The sequence below is a fragment of the Ferrovibrio sp. genome (genome assembly GCF_964218355.1).
In the GTDB taxonomy this organism is placed as follows: Bacteria; Pseudomonadota; Alphaproteobacteria; order Ferrovibrionales; family Ferrovibrionaceae; genus Ferrovibrio.
The window spans coordinates 359,564-377,491 of the sequence record NZ_CAXPMC010000009.1 but is presented as its reverse complement, the minus strand read 5'-3'; the positions used below and the strand labels follow the sequence as shown (position 1 = coordinate 377,491).

Genomic DNA, 17,928 nt, shown 5'->3' with positions numbered 1-17,928 from the left:
ATGCTGCGCCGCCCACCGGATTGGTCCGGTCTATCCCTTATGGTCGTGGCTGTAGCTGATGGCCCAGAAATCGTAGACCACAGCGAAGCCGGCCAGCGACAGCCCGAAAGCTAGCAGGCCACCATCCCTGGCGCCTGCCGCCAGCACCAGACCAACCAAACCGAGCACGGTGACCAGTGCCGCGATCAGCCACACGCCGACCATGTCCTCAAGACCCTTCATGACCTGTTTCCTTTCCTTGCCTGGCCGGCGCGCGCCTCCGCATCGGCATCATCGAAGAGAACCCGCTGCGCGGCGCCATCAAGATCCTCGAACTGGCCCGAGCGTAGTGCCCAGAGAAATCCCAGCATGCCGATCAGGCCGAGGCCGAGTGCCGCCGGGATGAGATAGAGCAGGATATCCATCAGACGCCTCCGTCTGTCCGGCTGCCGCCCCAGCCCAGTCGCAACGCATTCAGCACCACAACCAGCGAAGAGGCCGACATCGCCACCGCCGCGATCAGCGGCGTAACCTGCCCAGCCACGGCCAGCGGCACCGCCAGCAGGTTATACAGCAGGGCGAAACCGAGATTCTGCCGCACCAGACGCCGGTTGCCGCGGGCGACCCGCAGGAATTCCGGCACCGCCGCCAGCCGCCCGCCCTGGAACACGGCATCGGCGGCATTCTGCGCGATGTCGAGCCCGGATGACGGCGACAGCGAGGCATCGGCCGCCGCCAGCGCCACGGCATCGTTCAGGCCGTCGCCGGCCATCAGCACACACCGGCCTTCCTGCTTCAGACCGGCGATCACCGCCGCCTTGCGCACCGGACCGGCCTGGGCCTCCCATTCGGTTATGCCGAGGCTCTCCGCCGCCGCGGCCACCGCGCCCGGTCGGTCACCGGACAGCAGCAGCAGGCGGTAACCCTGTCGCCGCAGCAACGCAACGGTGTCGACGGCATCGGCACGCAAGCCGTCGCGGAAGCGCAGCCGCAGCGGCCGCCGGTCGGGCACCGCCAGCCACAATTCGCTGCAATCATCGCTCGGTCCCGCCGCCACGCCGGCAAACCGCGCATGCCCCAGACGTACCTCGCCCTCCGGGGTCGCCAGCCGCAGGCCGCTGCCGGCAATCTCCTCCGCCGCCCCGGCCGGTGCGGCGGCGGGACATGCGGCCGCCAGCGCCTGGCAGAGCGGATGCCGGCTGCGCAGCGCCAGCCCGGCCGCCAGCCGCAGCAGGGCGGGATCGTGACCGTCATCCAGCAGACGCGGTGCCCCCAGGGTCAGCGTGCCGGTCTTGTCGAACACGATGGTGTCCACGCCGGCGGCACGTTCCAGCGCGGCGGCCGATTTCAGCAGGATGCCGCGCCGCATCAGTCGGCTGGCCGCCACCACCTGCACCACCGGCACCGCCAGCGCCAGCGCACAGGGGCAGGTGATGATCAGCACCGCGGCGGCAATCAGGATGGCATCATGGCCGCTGGCATGACCGATGAAGAACCAGCCGAGCCCGCTCAGCAGCGCGGCCAGATGCACCACCGGCGCATACCAGCGCGCCACCCGGTCGGCCAGCCGCACATAGGCATTGCGCCCCTGCTCGGCCGCCTCCATCAGGCGGGCGATTTCGCCCAGCAGGGTGCCGCGGCCCGCTGCCGTCGTTGTAACGGTCAGCGGCGCGTCCAGGTTGACCATGCCGGCAAAGACCTGGCTGCCGGCCTGCACGGCCTGCGGCAGGGTCTCGCCGCTGATCAGGCTGGCATCGACAGCCGAGCGGCCTGCACGGATCACGCCATCGACGGCAATCCGTTCGCCCGCAGCCACCGTTACCAGATCGCCGGGCCGGACCCGGTGGGCCGGACGCTGCTGCACCCGGCCAGCGGCCAGCACGCTGACCGGCCGCAGCGCAAAAGCCAGCAGGCGCTGGGCCGAACGGCGGGCGAAGCCGCGCGAGCGCAGATCGAGATAGCGGCCGATCAGCAGGAAGAACAGCAGCATCACCGCAGCATCGAAATAGGCATGCGGGCCCGAGCGCAGCAGTTCCGACAGGCTGACACCGGTGGCCAGAAGCACGCCGACGGAGATCGGCACATCCATATTGGTCCGGCCCTGTCGCAGCACGGCCCAGGCCGAACGGAAGAATGGCCGCCCGGCATAGGCCACGGCAGGCAGCGCGATCAGGGCCGAGATGCCATGGAACAGGTCGCGGGTTGCCGGTCCCATCGAACCCGCGGTACCGGACCATACCGAAACCGACAGCAGCATGATGTTGGCGGCTGCGAAGCCGGCCACGGCCATGGCGCGCAGCAGCTGCTTTTCCTCGGCCTGCCCGGCCTGCTCGATGCTGTCGGCGGTATAAGGCAGGCAGCGGTAGCCCAGCCGCTGCACGATCCCGGCCAGGTCATTGACCCGCGCTGCCGCCCCCTGCCATTCCAGCACCAGTCGCCGCGTGGTGGCCGACAGCCGGGCCAGGCGGATATCGGGCTGCGCCCGCAGCGCCTGTTCAACCAGCCACAGGCAGGCCGCGCAATGCAGTCCCTCGACCAGGAATTCGGCGTGACAGCGACCGTCCGGCCGTGTTTCGACGAATTCGCTCCAGTCGGCCGCGTCGCCGCCATCGGCACGGGCCGGTTCAGCCAGTTCCGTCCGCAGATCGTAGTAACGGCCCAGGCCAAGATCGCGGATCAGGCCATAGGCCCCGGCACAACCGCGACAGCAGAACCGGCCCCCGCCGGCCGCAACCACCGCATCGCCGAGTGGCGTGCCGCAATGGTCGCAGACCGTTACGGCCGATGCCGTCGGTCCTGCCGGGGCAAGCTGCCGCAGGGTTGCCGTCATGGCTGGACCAGACGCTCGGCCAGCAGGAAGCGCGCACCGGACCGGCTGGCACTGGCATGCAGGTCCCACGCCCCCGCCTTTGGCAGCGCCACGAAACTGCGGTAGCGGCCGCCGCCGATGGCGATGAAGGCAACCGGCACAGCCGGCAGATTCTCGACCGGGCGCCGGAATTCGCCGGCGACCGACAGGCCGTCCAGCGGCGCGCCATCGCGGTCGGCCCAGCGCAGCTCCACCACCGCACCGCCATCCTGCGGCGTCAGCGCGGCGCTGACCGTCCAGCCCAGCCTGCGCTGCTCGTCGATCTGGGCGGCGGCGGCATTGTATTCGATGCCCTTCTTGTAGGGCTGTTCGACCACCAGTCCGCTGAAAGTGCGCACGGCCTGCACGATCAGCACCGCATTCACCGCGATGATGATCGCGAAGCCGCCCACGAACAGCCAGGGAATCCAGTGCCCCCGGCCCTGCGGCTTGCCCGTGATGACTGTGTCCATGGTGTCGCCCTCCCTCAGTTGGGCCCGTTGAAGGTTGCGGTGTAGTCCGCCAGCCGGCGCCCGTTCGCATCGGACAGGCGGAAGTCGAATACGGTGGCACTGCCATGCACGGCATGGCGCGGCACCTTGACGAAGATCCGGTATTCCCCGACATCATCGGCCACCGCCTCGATCGGCAGGCTGGTGGCATCGTTATCCGCCTCACCGGCGCGAAACAGCGTGGCACTGGGCAGGCCGTCGATGGTCAGGCGCAGCTCGCCTTCGAATCGCGTCTTGTTGAGCACCTTGACCGTATAGCCGTTGCGCAGGCTGCCGTCGGACAGCGTCACATACAGCGGCGCACGGTCATGCAGCACGTTCAGACTCCATTCCGTGCGGGTGACCAGCGCCACCAGCATCACTGCCGCCACCAGCACCAGCAGGGCCGTGTAGATCAGGGTGCGCGGCCGCACCAGCTTGAGAAAACCCGGCTGCCTCTGGGCACGACGCTCCAGATTGGCGATCGACACGAAATCGATCAGGCGGGGCGGCCGGCCGACCTTGCCCATGATCTCGTCGCAGGCATCGATACACAGGCCACAGCCGATGCATTCCAGCTGCAGGCCGTCGCGGATGTCGATGCCGGTCGGGCAGACATTGACGCAGGCCCGGCAATCCACGCAGTCGCCGCGGCCTTCCCAGCTCTCGCCGGCCTTGTGCTTGCCGCGGGTTTCTCCGCGCCAGCCCTGATAGGTGACGGCCAGGGAATGCTCGTCGAGCATCGCGGCCTGGAACCGTGGCCACGGGCACATATAGGTACAGACCTGCTCGCGCGCCCAGCCGGCCAGCAGATAGGTGGTGCCGGCAAACAGGCCGAAGAAGAAGTAGGTGCCGCTGCCGGCCTCGCCGGTGAAGATTTCCCGGGTCACGGTGGGTGCGTCCTGGAAATACATGATCCAGGCGCCGCCGGTGGCTGCCGCAATCAGCAGCCAGACCCCATGCTTAACCAATTTGCGCAACGCCTTGTTCAGGCCGAGGCGCTGCTGGTCCAGCTTCATGCGGGCATTGCGGTCGCCCTCGATCCAGCGTTCCACCAGCATGAAAAGGTCGGTCCACACGGTCTGCGGACAGGCATACCCGCACCAGATGCGACCGAACAGCGACGTGGCAAGGAACAGTGCCACCGCGCCGAGGATCAGCAGGCCGGTGATGTAGTAGACTTCCTGCGGCCAGATTTCGAGATTGAAGAAATAGCCGCGCCGCCCTTCCATATCGAGCAGCAATGCCTGGTCAGGTACGCCGGGCCCACGATCCCAGCGGATCCAGGGAGCGATGTAGTAGACGCCCAGGCAGGCGATCAGCACCGCCCATTTGATATTGCGGAAACGGCCGCTGACGGAACGGGGATAGACCTTGATGTGATCGGCATATAGCGACGGGGCAAACAGACCGAGCATCGCCTCGGCGCGACTCCTGGTCTCGCGATCCGGTGCCATCTGGTTCATGTCAGTCAATCCACCCTCTCATCATCGTCCCGTTGCGCCGCGCCCGTCTTTCTTTCCTCCCGCTATTTTCTCCGGATACGTTTCCGGATTTTACGCCCGGCCGGCGGCGAAGAGGGTGCGGCACCTGCGCACTGCGACCTTTCGCCACCACCCGGCAGCCCGTTCCGCCCTTACTGTTCGCCCCCGCCCAGGGCGTGGACATACAGTGCCAGCATCTTGATGGTGGCGTCGTCGAGGCGGCCGCTCCAGTTCGGCATCACGCCGTTCCGCGAATAGGCAATGGTCTGCACGACCGCCGCCCTGTCGCCGCCATAGAGCCAGATCCTGTCAGCCAGATCCGGCGCGCCCAGCTCGCGATTGCCCCGCCCCTGCTCGCCATGGCAGACGGCACAGTTTTCGGCGTACAGCGCGGCACCGCCGGCATCGGGCTTGTCGAGCCCGGACAGCGACCGCACATGCCGGGCCACCGCCTCGACCTGCGGCAGGGTCAGGATGCCATCCGCCAGAAAGCGCGGCATCTGCGACTGCCGGGTCTCATCATCTTGGGCACGGATGCCATGCCGCAGGGTATATTCGATCTCCGTCAGCCGGCCGCCCCACAGCCAGTCGTCATCGGCGAGGTTCGGATAGCCCCTGGCGCCGGTACCGCCGGACTGATGACAGGGCGCGCAGTTCTCGGCGAACAGAACGCGGCCGCCGGCCAGCGCGAAGCGGTCAAGCTCCGGGTCGCCCTTCACCGCCTCGATGTCGAGCCTGGCGATCTGGTCGCGGAATTTCGCCTGGGCATTGCTGGCCCGCTCCAGCCGCTGCGCCACCTCGTCGCGCTGGCTGTAGCCGAGCAGGCCGCCGAAATAGCTGCGGAAGCCCGGTACCGACGGATACAGGACCACCCAGACCGCCGAGAACAGCACGGTGGCATAAAGCACATAGAGCCACCATTTCGGCAGTGGATTGTTCAGTTCCCGAAGGCCGTCCCATTCATGGCCGGTGGTCTCTGCCCCGGTGACTGCATCTTTCTCGATCTTGGTGGGCATCTCGGCTTACTCCCTGTCAGCGCCATCGCGCAGCGGAATCTGCGCCTGCGCATCCCATTGCTTGCGACGGCCCGGCCACATCACCCAGGCGATGATCCCGACGAACAGCAGGAAGAACCACAGCGTCCACAGGGATTTCAGATACGGATAGAGCTCCTGGATCATGGCGACCTCCTATTGCCGCAGGCTGCCGGGCTGCACCTTGTCGAATTCGACAAGGGTGCCAAGCATCTGCAGATAGGCGACCAGGGCATCCATCTCGGTGATGCGCCCGGGCTGGCCGTCCATGTCGCCCATGCGGGCCTTCGGATAACGGCCGGCGACTCCGTCGGTATCGGCATCGGGTGTTGCCTGCGCCTCGAGATCGGCCTTCGCTTCCTTGATCATCTCGTCGGTATAGGGCACGCCGGTGACGCGCAGGGCCTTCAGATGGTCGCCGATATCGGCATAGGCCAGCGGTTTGCCGGCAAGAAAGGCATAGGGCGGCATGATCGATTCCGGCACCACGGCGCGCGGATCCTTCAGGTGCTCGACATGCCATTCATTGGAATACTTGCCGCCGACGCGGGCGAGATCCGGTCCGGTGCGCTTGGAACCCCACTGGAACGGATGGTCGTACATGCTTTCCGCCGCCAGGCTGTAATGGCCGTAGCGTTCGACCTCGTCGCGCAGTGGCCGGATCTGCTGGCTGTGGCAGAGATAGCAGCCTTCGCGGATATAGATGTTGCGGCCGGCCAGTTCGAGCGGCGAATACGGGCGGACGCCCTGCACCCGCTCGATGGTGCTTTCGATGGTGAACAGCGGCACGATTTCGACCAGGCCACCAATGGCGACGGTGATCAGCGACAGCACCACGAGGAGAACCGAGTTCTTCTCAATGATTTCGTGACGATAGGCCATGATTTCGCTCCTCGCTTACTCGGCAGCCGCGGTCTGCATGCCGCTGCGCACGAAGGGCGTCTCGTCGCGGATATCGCCGCGGGCCGTTCGCCACAGGTTGTAGACCATGATCAGGGCGCCGGCGAGGAAACACAGTCCGCCGATGGCACGGATCACATAGAATGGGTGCATCGCCATCACGGTTTCCACGAAGGAGTATTGCAGGAAGCCCTGGGCATCGTAGGCCCGCCACATCAGGCCCTGCATGATGCCTGAAACCCACATCGCGGTGATGTAGAGCAGGATGCCGATGGTGGCGATCCAGTAATGGTAGGAGACCAGCCGGATCGAATAGAGCCGCTCGCGCTTCCACAGCACCGGCATCAGGTAATACAGCGCACCGAAGGTGATGAAGGCATTCCACCCCAGCGCACCGGAATGCACATGGCCGATGGTCCAGTCGGTATAATGGCTGAGCGCGTTGACCTGCCGGATCGACATCACCGGACCCTCGAAAGTCGACATGCCATAGAAGGCGACGGCGGTGACCGAGAAGCGCAGCGCGGGATCGGTGCGCAGCTTGTCCCAGGCACCCGACAGGGTCATCAGGCCGTTGATCATGCCGCCCCAGGACGGCATCCACAGCATGACCGAAAAGACCATGCCGAGCGTCGAGGCCCAGTCCGGCAGTGCCGTGTAGTGCAGGTGGTGCGGGCCGGCCCAGATATAAAGGAAGATCAGCGACCAGAAATGCACGATCGACAGCCGGTAGGAATAGACCGGCCGGTTCGCCTGCTTCGGGATGAAGTAGTACATCATCGCCAGGAAGCCAGCGGTCAGGAAGAAGCCGACCGCGTTATGGCCGTACCACCACTGGATCAGCGCATCCTGAACACCGGAAAACAGCGCGTAACTCTTGGCGCCGAAAACGGAAACCGGGATCGCCAGGTTGTTGACGATGTGCAGCATGGCGATGGTGACGATGAAGGCGACGAAGAACCAGTTCGCCACATAGATATGCGGCTCCTCCCGCTTCATCAGCGTGCCAACGAAAACCACGAGGTAGACGACCCAGACCAGGGTGAGCCACAGATCGGCATACCATTCCGGTTCGGCATATTCCTTGCTCTGGGTGATGCCGGTCAGATAGCCGAACGCCGCCAGCAGGATGAACAGCTGATAACCGAAGAACAGGAACCATGCCGCCGCCGGGCCGCCGAACAGCCGGGCCCGGCAGGTGCGCTGGACGATGTAGAGCGAGGTGCCCAGCAGGGCATTGCCGCCGAAGGCGAAGATCGCCGCCGAGGTATGCAGAGGACGCAGGCGGCCGAAGGTCGTCCACTCCAGGTCCAGATTGAGCAGCGGGAAGGCCAGCTGCAGCGCGATATAGACCCCGGCAGCAAAGGCGGCCACGCCCCAGAAGACGGTGGCGATGACGAAGGCGCGGACGGCATCCTCGACATAGGCGGTGTCCGTATCCCTGGACAGGGCGGCGGCGATGGCGGTCATGCAATCCTCGCTGGTCAGCAGGCAAGCGGGGGCCCCGGCTCGCCGAATCTATCGGGTCTGTTGTCCCGCAGCGGGCCGTTTCCGGCATTGACCCAGATCAATGGGTTTTGCTCCCTCCTGCGACATAGTGGCCATCCACAACAGAGGCCCCAGGCCCGGTTGCAGGAGGACGCCATGGCAGATGTCTCAGGAGCCGCTTCCCAGTCGCACGGCCACCAGGTGCGGAAGATCCGCGACGACCGGCCCTGGCACTGGCTGGCACTCGGCTGGCAGGACATGACGCGTGCACCGCAGGTCAGCTTCGCCTTCGGCATCTGCCTGGCTCTGGCCAGCTGGGCCCTCGCCTACGGCCTCTGGTTTGCCGAATTCGGCTATCTGGTGCTGCCGATGGCCGCCGGATTTTTCCTGATCGCCCCGCTGATCGCGGTCGGCCTCTACGATACCAGCCGGCGGCTGCAGCAGGGCCGGCCGGTCGATCTCGGGCTCGCGCTGATGGCCTGGCGGCGGCCGCTGCAGGTGGCCAGCTTTGGGATGGTGCTGCTGCTGCTGCATTTCGCCTGGGTCCGGGTCGCCCTGCTGTGGTTCGCCCTCTATTTCAGCGATGGAACGCCACCGCTCGACGCCCTGCCCTTCTTCATGCTCGAGGCTGCCAACCTGCCCTTCCTGGTGATCGGCGGACTGATCGGCAGCGGCTTTGCGCTGGTTGCCTTCTCCATCTCCGCCATCGCGCTGCCGATGCTGCTGGACCGCGAGGTCGATGTCTTCACCGCCATGATCACCAGCGTGCGGACTGTGCAGGCCAATCCGCGGGCAATGGCACTGTGGGCCGGACTGATCGTCATGCTGACGGCAATCGGCCTGGTCACCTTCTTCGTCGGGCTGGTGGTGATGTTCCCGCTGGTCGCCCATGCGACCTGGCATGCCTACAGGGAACTGGTGGCCTGACTCAGGATCCGAGCCAGCGCAGTGCCATGGCCCCGGCCAGCACGGCATTGAGCAGCAGCACCGGCACCATCCAGTAGCGCAACGCGGCACGAAAGCGCTGACCGGCCATCCCGCCCAGCAGTCCGACCACCACCAGCGCCGGCACCGTGCCCATGGCGAAGGCGGCCATCCCGGCCGCCCCCATCCAGGCCCGGCCGCTGGCCCCCGCTGCCAGCAGCGCGGTGTACAGCAGTCCGCAAGGCAGGAAGCCGAGCGCCAGCCCGAGCATATAGCCGCCGAAACCGGCCGGCCGTGCGAAAAGCGGTGCCAGCCATCGCTGCCAGACGCCACCGGCGCCACCGCTCACCGCCGGGCCGGCAACGGCCAGCCCCGGAAACATCCGCTGCAGGGCCAGGACAAGAAACAGCAGCGCCGCCGCCGATAACGCGGCGGCCGGCAGCCAGCCGCTGCCGGCCAGCGGCGAGAGGCCGCCGAGCAGGCCTGCCGCCGCGGCACCGAGGGCCGTGTAGGTGGTGCCCCGGCCAAGATGGTAGGGCAGCAGAGCCACGCCCTGCAGACGTGCCAGCGTGCCGGCATGATCGAGCGGCAGCACCGACAGCCGCTGGCCGGCCTGGGCCAGCACGAAAGGCCCGCACATGCCGGCGCAATGCACGGCACCGCCGACGAGGCCCAGCAGGAACAATCCGCCGGGCAATCCCAGAGACAGCACCACACCTGCCACTTCGCCCTGGGCCAGCGTGGCACAGGCATTGAGGAAGGCATGCCAGTCGAACATGTCGGCACTCTAACATCATGGCACCATTCCCGCTTGATTTCGATCAATGCCACATGGTGCAGCCACACCTACCGTTGCCGGATGGATCGGGAGTCCGGAATGGGGCAGCGCATACCGACAGAAGGCAGTCCTGCCGCCGCATCGCCGGCGCTGCTGCGAATCTGCACGGTGCTTGCCCAGCAGGATGATGCCGCATCGCCATTCGACATGCTCGAAGGCCAGCGCATGATCCTGCTGAGCGTCTGCGCATTGCTCGACACGCTGCCCGATGCCGGTCCGCAGCTGCAGCAGCCGCTGGCTGCCGCCATTGCCGGCTACCTGCGCAGCGATTTTCCGGCGATGATCGCCGAGGAGGAGGAAGGCCTGCTGCCGCGCCTGCGCGAGCGGCTGCTGCTGGGCGACGATCTCGACCAGGTGCTGCGCCAGCTGGAAGAAGAGCACCGCCGCGACCGGCGCCAGGCCGCCCTGCTGGCCGCCGAATGCGACTCCCTGGCCGATGGCCTGATGCCGGACGAGGTGCCGGCCCTGTTTGCCGCGCTGCATGCCTTTGCGGAACAGCAGCGGCGGCACCTTGCCTGGGAAGCCGCGACCCTGCTGCCGCTGGCCCGGAACCGGCTGACCCCGGCGGACCTGTCCGGCTGGGCCCGGGCCATGCGGGCCAGGCGGCTCCTGCAGCAGTAACGCCGGAACCAGGCGCCCGCTGCACCGCAGCAATCATTTGCGAATACAAGAAATGCTGTTTCCGCCTTGGCCTCAGCCATCTGCTGCGTTCATAGTCGACGCTGGTCTGAGGGGGATGCCAGAATGACAGGCCCCAATATCGGTCTGGTTCTCGATCCGGATTTGAACCGGCTGACACCGGGGGCACAGGATTTGCTGCGCCACTGGCAGGCAGGCCGCGCGCCGAACAGCGATGCAGCCCTGCCGCTGCGCGCGGCCTTCGACCCGCTGATCCTGCGCCGCTTTCTCGGCAACCTGCTGATCGTCGATATCGAACGCACCCGCCCCGGGGTTCCGGCACAGACCGGAGACAGCCGGTTCCGCTACCGCCTGATCGGCACGGATGTGGTCGAGCTGAGCGGTCGCGACATGACCGGCCGCTATTTCGAAGATGTCTATGACCCGGTGGCACTGGCGGAAATGCGCTACTGTTTCGGCTGGGTCGCCGACAGCCGGCGTCCGGCCCGCGTCTTCGGCACCTTCCGCCACGCCCACCGCGCCTTCATGACCTTTGATGCGCTGTTCCTGCCGGTCGCCACCGAAGAGGCAGCCGGAGATGCCGCCCAGATCATTGGCTATGTCGAGCCGACCCGTTCCTGAACGTCCGCGCTGCCGGCCAGCCCAAACACTTCCTGCGGTTCAGCCAGTCCGCGCAGGACATGCGGTCCCAGCGACTGCAGCCGGCGGGCAGCCCCGCCGGCCGAAAGGGCGAAGCTGCGCGAGGCGACCAGGTTGCGGCCCAGCGCCGTGCAGAGATTTTCGAGGCGCGCGGCCTCGTTCACGGCGGGGCCGATCAGGGTGAAATCCAGCCGGGCGCTGGTGCCGACATTGCCGTACATCACGGCGCCGCGATGCAGCGCAATGTCGAGATCAAGCGCCGGTTCGCCAGCCGCACGGCGGCGTTCGTTCAGGACCGCCACAGCCGCCAGCGCCTGTTCGGCCGCCGTCAGGGCCGCCGCGCAGAGCGGCGCCGGATCCTGCCCGTCGGCCAGCTGGAAACTGGCCAGCAGGCCATCGCCAAGGAATTTCAGGATCTGCCCGCCCTGCATCTCGATCGCCGGGCCGAGGCAGTCGAAATAGGCATTCAGCATCGCGACCAGCGGCTCGATGGCAAGGCGGTCGGCCACTGCGGTAAAGCCACGCAGATCGGCATACAGCACCACCGCGTCGATTTTCTGCGCCATGCCGCGGCGGATTTCACCCGACAGGACATGGCTGGCAGCGTCGCCGCCGATATAGGAGGCGGTCACATCGCGGGCCAGCCGTGCCAGCGCGCCCGCCTTGATGGCCAGCGCCAGATGCGGCAGCACCTGTTTCAGCCGCGCCAGGCGATCCGGCGTGAAGCCATCCGGATGAGCGGTCAGGAACGAACTGACCATGCCCATGCCCGGATTGCGGAACTCCTCGGCTGCGTTGCTCAGGTCCCAGCCGAAGCCGAAAGCCAGGGCCTGCCAGTCGGTATAGCCCTCTTCGGCGAATTCCCGCAGCACCGGAAAATCGAACACCGCCCCGGGCCCGGTCAGCTGCCGCCGCAGGTCGAACACCCCGTTCATCAGCATGTGGCGGAACGGACTTTCCTGCCACGGCTGCGGCACCTCCGGTGTCTCGCGATGGGGCATTGCCTCGTTGTCCACGAGGCCTTGCCCGGCAATCCATGTGTAACTGAGTGCACGGACCAGGGGATGCAGCGTCGCGATGGCGACGTAGATGCGGCGCAGCGGCACCCCTTCCGCCAGCAGTCGCTCGGCCACGCCTTCAACCAGGTGTTCGGCCGGCAATCCGGCCAGGCCGGCCTCGGCCAGCCAGTCCTCGAGGCGCAGGCCGGCAGCGGGCGACAGCCCGGCGGCGGATGAATCGGCAAGTTCCATACCTGCAGCCTACACCACCGGCGATGCGGTGTCCCCGGCCGGCGGCCGCTCCGGCCGCAGCGGCTGCAGCAGCATGCGGTCCAGCCGCAGGTCGCCCGCATCGCGAAAATCCGCCAGGCCGATGGTCATGCCGAGATGGCCGTCGCGCGGCTGCGACACATAGGTACCGAACAGCCGGTCCCACCAGGGCAGGTTGAAGCCGAAATTGCTGTCGGTTTCCGCCCTGTGCCAGGAATGGTGCACCCGGTGCATGTCCGGCGTGACCACCAGAAGCCGCAGCCAGCGATCCAGTCCGGCCGGCAGGGCGAGGTTGGCGTGGTTGAACATCGCCGTGGCGTTGAGGATCACCTCGAACAGCAGCACGGCCGGGGCCGGAATGCCCAGTGCCAGCACGGCTGCAATCTTGATCGCCACCGACAGCAGGATTTCCAGCGGGTGGAAGCGGGCCCCCGTGGTGACATCGATATCGAGATCGGCATGATGCATCCGGTGCAACCGCCACAGCAGCGGCAGCCGGTGAAAGGCGACATGCTGGCCGTAGATCAGCAGGTCCAGGATCAGCAGCCCGGCCATAATGGCCAGCCAGCCCGGCACCGCCAGCAGATGGAACAGGCCACTGCCCGTCTGCTCTGCCCACACGGCACTGCCCACCACGGCGCCCGGCGCCAGCAGCCGGACCAGGATGGCGTTGAGGGCGGCAATGCCGAGATTGCCCGGCCAGCGACGGCGCCGGCCGGTGCCGAGCCGCCGTCGCGGCCACAGCATTTCCCCCAGCATCAGCAGGGCAAGCAGACCGAAATAGACCGACAGCCGGACGACCGGCTCATGCGACAGAATCCATGCCATGACCGGCACTGTAGCGCCCCGTCCCCGCACGGCAAGACACGTTGGCGTCAGGCCCTGGCCCGGTGCGTCAGGCCGTGCCGCGCTCCGGCGGCGGTCCGGCATCGTCGGCCCCGCCTCCGGTGCCGGCGGCTTCCACCGGTTCGACACGGGGATCGATGTCGGACCAGCGCGGCGCCAGCGCGGGCATCGGCACGAAATCCGTCTTGTCCTCGGCCGGCGGCGCCGCGCGCTGCCGCATGCGGTAGAGGGTGAACAGCGTCATGATCACATGGGTCAGCGCGGTGAAGGCAAACAGGCCCGCCGCACCGCCCGCCTCCATCGCCACCGCGGCCAGCAGCGGACCGATCACCGAGGCAATGCCATTGGTCATCAGCAGACCGCCAGCAACGGCGACGAAATCGGCGTCGCGGGCCACGTCGTTGGCATGCGCGACGCTCAGCGCATAGATCGGGAAGGAAAACATGCCGAACAGAAAACCGGCGACAATGACCATATCGGGCATGAACAGGCCGGCCAGCACCACGGCGATGCCCGAAGCGGCAGCGGCAGCGCTGCTGATGGCGATCATCAGCCGCCGGTCGATCCGGTCGGACAGACGGCCGAACGGCCACTGCGAGACGGCGCCGCCGATCACCGTGGCGCTCATGAACAATGCCACGTCGCTGACCCCGAGGCCCGATTGCAGCACGAAGGCCGGGCCCAGCGCCCAGAAGGCGCCATTGGCCACGCCGACCACGACGCAGCCGGCCACGCCAACGGGCGAGAGGCGGAACAGCCGGGCGAAGGACAGTCGCACAGAGCTGATCTGCGGCGGCTGCGGCGAACGGCTCAGCGCCACCGGCACGGCCGCCACCGAGACCAGGATCGAGGCGATGGCGTAAAGCGGGAAATGCGCCGGATCATCGGCCAGGATCAGCAGCTGTCCCAGCGTGATCACGGAAAAATTGACCGTGGTATAAGTGGTGAAGACAAGACCGCGGTTTTCGCTGGTGGCCCGCTCGTTCAGCCAGCTCTCGATGATCAGATACAGGCTGGCCAGGCAGATGCCGGTCACGCCGCGCAGCAGCCACCAGAATCCGGGCACCACCAGCAGGGCATGCACCAGCGGCACCGCCGAGGCGATCGCCACCATTGCCGTGAACAGACGGATATGACCAACGCGCTCGATCAGCCGCGGCGTGACCAGAACGCCGAAGGCAAAGCCGACATAATAGGCCGCGCCCAGCACACCGATCGACAGCGGCGAAAAGCTCTCCATGCTGGCGCGCACCGGCAGCAGCGTGCCCTGCAGGCCGTTTCCGGCCAGCAGCAGCGCCACACTCAGCAGCAGGGCGCCGACCGGCGCAAGCGAAGCCATCAATGCAAATCCTTCACCAAATCTGTCGCAATGCATGCCCGCACCGGCATGCGCGATACGCGTTCACGAAGCGCCGTCATTTCGCGGCATGCGAGAAACCGCTGCCCCCCGCACTCATCACCATCCGGATCATGGCCGCCGCCGCATCTGCAGAATCAATCACAGGAATATGTCGAAGATCAGGCCGCACCGCAGCATGCATACTGCAACAACAACACAGGCTGCCGAAAGAACAAATATGCATTTTCCCTGATTCCACGCGGCTTTCTGCTGTATCCCGTGCACGTTACCCTATTAAAGGTTGACATCTCTGCTATCGATCTAAATACTTCGCCAGCAAACAGACATACTCATCTTGTGCGAATGACGCAGATTAACTTCTGCGGATTCATGCGCATTTTTGTTGTCTTGATTTCTGCTTTGCAGATTCGCTCCGGCTGCGCACGAGACCTTCCGCTCGTGTGGTGCCGACAAGAAACCACAACGAATCCGGAGGCGCCACATGTCGCTCGATCATAAAACCCGCACCCATCCCGCCGTCAGAGACCTGGCTGAAAAGACCCGCCGCGGCGAAATCGGCCGGCGCGACTTCCTGCGCACGGCTGCCCTGCTCGGCGTCTCGGCCGCCACCGCCCATTCCATGATCGGCATTGCGCTGAACCCGGGTGACGCGATGGCCGCCGAGACGCCGAAATTCGGCGGCAACCTGCGGGTTTCCATGAATGTCATGGAGATCACCGATCCGGCGATTTTCGACTGGTCGCAGAAGGGCAATCTCGCCCGCCATGTGATCGAGCCGCTGGTGCAGGTCGACAAGGACAATATCGCCCGTCCGTATCTGGCCGAGAAATGGGAAGCATCCGACGACCTCAAGACCTGGACCTTCCATCTGCGCAAGGGCGTGAAATGGTCGAACGGCGACGATTTCGGCGCCGATGACGTGATCGCCACCTTCCGGCGCTGGCTCGACCCGAAAACCGGCTCGTCCAACATCGGCCGCTTTGCCTCGATGACCACCACGGTGGATACCGGCAAGAAGGACAAGGACGGCAAGCCGGTCAAGCAGACCTCGATGACCGAAGGCGCGCTGGAAAAGATCGACGACCACACCGTCCGCTTCCACCTCAACACTGCCGATCTCGCCCTGCCCGAGAGCATGGCCGACTACCCGGCCCTGATCACCCACCGCAATTTCGGCAAGGACGGCGCCAATTTCATCAAGAACCCGGTCGGTACCGGGCCGTTCGAGCTAGCCGAATTCAAGGTCGGCGAGCGCGCCGTCCTGAAAAAGCGCAAGGATGTCAAATACTGGGGTGGCGACGTCTATCTCGACCAGATCACCTATATCGACCATGGCGACGATCCGGCAGCGCAGCTGGCCGCCTTTGCCTCCGGGCAGGTTGACACCAATTACGAAAGCAGCGTCGAGCAGGTTCCAGCCTACAAGGCCCTGCCTGGCATCGACGTGCTCGAGGCTGTTACTGCCCAGACCGGCGTTGCCCGCTTCAAGGTCAACGAGAAGCCGTTCGACAACGTCAAGGTCCGCCAGGCCATCCAGGCCTGCATCGACCATGACCGCCTGCTGAAGATCGTCTACAGCGGCTATGGCGCCCCGGCCGAGGATCACCATGTGGCACCGATCCATCCGGAATACTTCAAGCTGCCGAAGCCGAAGCAGGACCATGCCAAGGCCAAGAAGCTGCTGGCCGAAGCCGGCCATGGCGACGGCCTGAAGATCCGCATCGACTGCGTGGCCAACCCCACCTGGGAGCAGAATGCCTGCAAGGCGATCGCCGAGATGCTGCGCCCGGCCGGCATCACGCTGGAGATCAACATCATGCCCGGCGGAACTTACTGGGACCGCTGGACCACCACGCCGTTCGGCTTCACCGCCTGGACCCACCGCCCGCTCGGTGTACAGGTGCTCAACCTCGCCTATCGCAGCGGCGTGCCGTGGAACGAGACGTCCTATTCCAACCCGGAATTCGACAAGCTGCTGGACCAGGCCGGCACCAAGCTCGACCCCAATGAGCGCCGCAAGGACATGGAGAAGCTGGAGAAGATTCTCCAGGACGATGCCGTGTTCGTGCAGTCGCTGTGGCGTTCGGTCTTCGTCGCCAAGAGCAAGCGGGTCCGCGGCCTGTATGCCCAGGTGGCGCTTGAGCATCACTACAACAAGGTCTGGCTCGCCTGATCCGGCTGCTGCGGGGCGATGACCGTCGCCCCGCAGCCCGGTTCGCGCCCTGCAACCGAACAGGAATCGCACAAGCGTGCTGAAATTCATCATCCGACGACTGGCGATCACCGCCCTGACCATGCTGGCGGTTTCGCTGCTTGTCTTCCTCCTGCTCGAGCTCAATCCGGGCTCGGTCGCCGTCAAGGTGCTCGGTCCCTACAGCAGCGAGGAGCAGCGCCAGCTCTGGATGGCGGCCAACGGCTATCTCGATCCGCTGTGGCAGCGGTATCTCACCTGGCTGGTGAATGTCGCCACCGGCGATTTCGGCGAGAGCATCCGCTTCAAGGTGCCGGTCGGCGAGGTTCTGTGGCCACGGCTGTGGAACACGGCGATCCTTGCCTTCTGGACTTTCGCCGTGCTGATCCCGATGTCGCTGCTGCTCGGCGTGCTGGCCGGCATGCGCGAGGGCTCGGCGCTGGATCGCGGCATCTCGATCGCCAGCATCATCACCACCTCGATCCCGGAATTCGCCAGTGCCGTCTTCCTCGCTGCGATCTTCGTCTTCGGTCTCGGCGTGCTGCCCGGTACATCGGCGATGTCCGGCGGCTTCGATCCTGCCCAGCTGGTGCTGCCGGTGATGGTGCTGGTGCTCTACGACATCGGCTATGTCACCCGCATGACCCGCGCCTCTATGGCCGAGGTGATGACCGCACCCTATATCCGCACTGCGTTTCTCAAGGGCCTGCCCTTCCATCGCGTGATCCTGCGGCACGGCCTGCGCAATGCCCTGATCCCTCCCTTCACTGTGATCATGCTGCAGGTCAACTGGCTGCTGTCAGGCGTGGTCGTGGTCGAGTTCTTCTTCGCCTACAAGGGATTCGGCGCCCTGCTGCTGGAGGCGTCGCTGAATCAGGACATCTACCTGATCCAGGGCTGCGCCATGGTTGCCGTGCTGGTGGCGGTAACGACCCAGACGCTGGCCGATATCGGCTACACCTATCTCAACCCGCGCATCCGGTTGCAGTGAGGGCCGGA

The 17,928-nt window shown here is 66.0% G+C and carries 18 protein-coding genes; 5 read left to right on the top strand and 13 right to left on the bottom strand.

The features are described from left to right. Nucleotides 1-30 precede the first annotated feature (30 nt). The 9 genes from ACEQZY_RS05880 to ccoN form a co-directional block, all read right to left on the bottom strand. Nucleotides 31-222, bottom strand: coding sequence for a hypothetical protein (locus ACEQZY_RS05880; protein ID WP_341702551.1), 192 nt, complete (start codon nt 220-222; stop codon nt 31-33). Further along, complete coding sequence (gene ccoS, locus ACEQZY_RS05875) at nt 219-404, bottom strand: cbb3-type cytochrome oxidase assembly protein CcoS (protein ID WP_341702550.1); 186 nt, start codon at nt 402-404, stop codon at nt 219-221. The genes ACEQZY_RS05880 and ccoS overlap by 4 nt, the downstream gene beginning before the upstream one ends. Continuing rightward, entirely contained in the window at nt 404-2,809 is a 2,406-nt protein-coding gene (locus tag ACEQZY_RS05870; protein ID WP_370152953.1) for a heavy metal translocating P-type ATPase metal-binding domain-containing protein, read from the bottom strand. The genes ccoS and ACEQZY_RS05870 overlap by 1 nt, the downstream gene beginning before the upstream one ends. Beyond that, nucleotides 2,806-3,300, bottom strand: coding sequence for a FixH family protein (locus tag ACEQZY_RS05865; RefSeq protein WP_341702843.1), 495 nt, complete (start codon nt 3,298-3,300; stop codon nt 2,806-2,808). The genes ACEQZY_RS05870 and ACEQZY_RS05865 overlap by 4 nt, the downstream gene beginning before the upstream one ends. A gap of 14 nt (nt 3,301-3,314) precedes the next feature. Further along, a complete protein-coding gene (gene ccoG, locus ACEQZY_RS05860) occupies nt 3,315-4,784 on the bottom strand; it encodes a cytochrome c oxidase accessory protein CcoG (RefSeq protein ID WP_341702844.1) in 1,470 nt (489 codons plus the stop codon). A 170-nt stretch (nt 4,785-4,954) separates the two neighbouring features. Continuing rightward, entirely contained in the window at nt 4,955-5,818 is an 864-nt protein-coding gene (gene ccoP, locus ACEQZY_RS05855) for a cytochrome-c oxidase, cbb3-type subunit III (protein WP_341702845.1), read from the bottom strand. 6 nt (nt 5,819-5,824) lie between these two features. Continuing rightward, the gene (locus ACEQZY_RS05850) at nt 5,825-5,983 is read right to left on the bottom strand and encodes a cbb3-type cytochrome c oxidase subunit 3 (RefSeq protein WP_341702846.1); all 159 of its coding nucleotides are present in this window, start codon (nt 5,981-5,983) and stop codon (nt 5,825-5,827) included. A gap of 9 nt (nt 5,984-5,992) precedes the next feature. Beyond that, nucleotides 5,993-6,718: a cytochrome-c oxidase, cbb3-type subunit II gene (gene ccoO, locus ACEQZY_RS05845; protein ID WP_370152950.1), complete on the bottom strand. Its 726-nt coding sequence runs from the start codon at nt 6,716-6,718 to the stop codon at nt 5,993-5,995. Between the two features lie 15 nt (nt 6,719-6,733). Next, nucleotides 6,734-8,206 (bottom strand): cytochrome-c oxidase, cbb3-type subunit I, encoded by a 1,473-nt coding sequence (gene ccoN / locus ACEQZY_RS05840; protein WP_370152948.1) that lies wholly within the window; start codon nt 8,204-8,206, stop codon nt 6,734-6,736. A gap of 174 nt (nt 8,207-8,380) precedes the next feature. On the opposite strand from ccoN, the gene ACEQZY_RS05835 reads away from it, so the two are divergent. Further along, the gene (locus ACEQZY_RS05835; RefSeq protein ID WP_341702849.1) at nt 8,381-9,151 is read left to right on the top strand and encodes a DUF2189 domain-containing protein; all 771 of its coding nucleotides are present in this window, start codon (nt 8,381-8,383) and stop codon (nt 9,149-9,151) included. A gap of 1 nt (nt 9,152) precedes the next feature. Here ACEQZY_RS05835 and ACEQZY_RS05830 read toward each other — a convergent pair whose 3' ends face one another. Continuing rightward, nucleotides 9,153-9,926: a sulfite exporter TauE/SafE family protein gene (locus ACEQZY_RS05830; protein ID WP_370152946.1), complete on the bottom strand. Its 774-nt coding sequence runs from the start codon at nt 9,924-9,926 to the stop codon at nt 9,153-9,155. 99 nt (nt 9,927-10,025) lie between these two features. Here ACEQZY_RS05830 and ACEQZY_RS05825 point away from each other — a divergent pair, with 99 nt between their 5' ends. Together ACEQZY_RS05825 and ACEQZY_RS05820 are read left to right on the top strand one after the other, a co-directional pair. After that, the gene (locus ACEQZY_RS05825; RefSeq protein WP_370152944.1) at nt 10,026-10,607 is read left to right on the top strand and encodes a hemerythrin domain-containing protein; all 582 of its coding nucleotides are present in this window, start codon (nt 10,026-10,028) and stop codon (nt 10,605-10,607) included. Between the two features lie 123 nt (nt 10,608-10,730). Further along, nucleotides 10,731-11,246 carry a PAS domain-containing protein gene (locus ACEQZY_RS05820; RefSeq protein ID WP_370152942.1) on the top strand — a complete coding sequence of 172 codons (516 nt, stop codon included), beginning with the start codon at nt 10,731-10,733 and terminating at the stop codon, nt 11,244-11,246. Here the strand turns inward: ACEQZY_RS05820 and ACEQZY_RS05815 are convergent. The 3 genes from ACEQZY_RS05815 to ACEQZY_RS05805 form a co-directional block, all read right to left on the bottom strand. Next, the gene (locus ACEQZY_RS05815; RefSeq protein ID WP_370152940.1) at nt 11,222-12,514 is read right to left on the bottom strand and encodes an adenylate/guanylate cyclase domain-containing protein; all 1,293 of its coding nucleotides are present in this window, start codon (nt 12,512-12,514) and stop codon (nt 11,222-11,224) included. The genes ACEQZY_RS05820 and ACEQZY_RS05815 overlap by 25 nt on opposite strands. Before the next feature lie 9 nt (nt 12,515-12,523). After that, on the bottom strand, nt 12,524-13,360 hold the full coding sequence (locus tag ACEQZY_RS05810; protein ID WP_341702854.1) for a sterol desaturase family protein: 837 nt from the start codon (nt 13,358-13,360) through the stop codon (nt 12,524-12,526). A 67-nt stretch (nt 13,361-13,427) separates the two neighbouring features. Next, nucleotides 13,428-14,717: an MFS transporter gene (locus ACEQZY_RS05805; RefSeq protein WP_370152938.1), complete on the bottom strand. Its 1,290-nt coding sequence runs from the start codon at nt 14,715-14,717 to the stop codon at nt 13,428-13,430. Between the two features lie 502 nt (nt 14,718-15,219). On the opposite strand from ACEQZY_RS05805, the gene ACEQZY_RS05800 reads away from it, so the two are divergent. Together ACEQZY_RS05800 and ACEQZY_RS05795 are read left to right on the top strand one after the other, a co-directional pair. Further along, nucleotides 15,220-16,911 (top strand): ABC transporter substrate-binding protein, encoded by a 1,692-nt coding sequence (locus ACEQZY_RS05800; RefSeq protein WP_370152936.1) that lies wholly within the window; start codon nt 15,220-15,222, stop codon nt 16,909-16,911. Between the two features lie 76 nt (nt 16,912-16,987). Further along, nucleotides 16,988-17,920 carry an ABC transporter permease gene (locus tag ACEQZY_RS05795; protein ID WP_341702857.1) on the top strand — a complete coding sequence of 311 codons (933 nt, stop codon included), beginning with the start codon at nt 16,988-16,990 and terminating at the stop codon, nt 17,918-17,920. Nucleotides 17,921-17,928 lie beyond the last annotated feature (8 nt).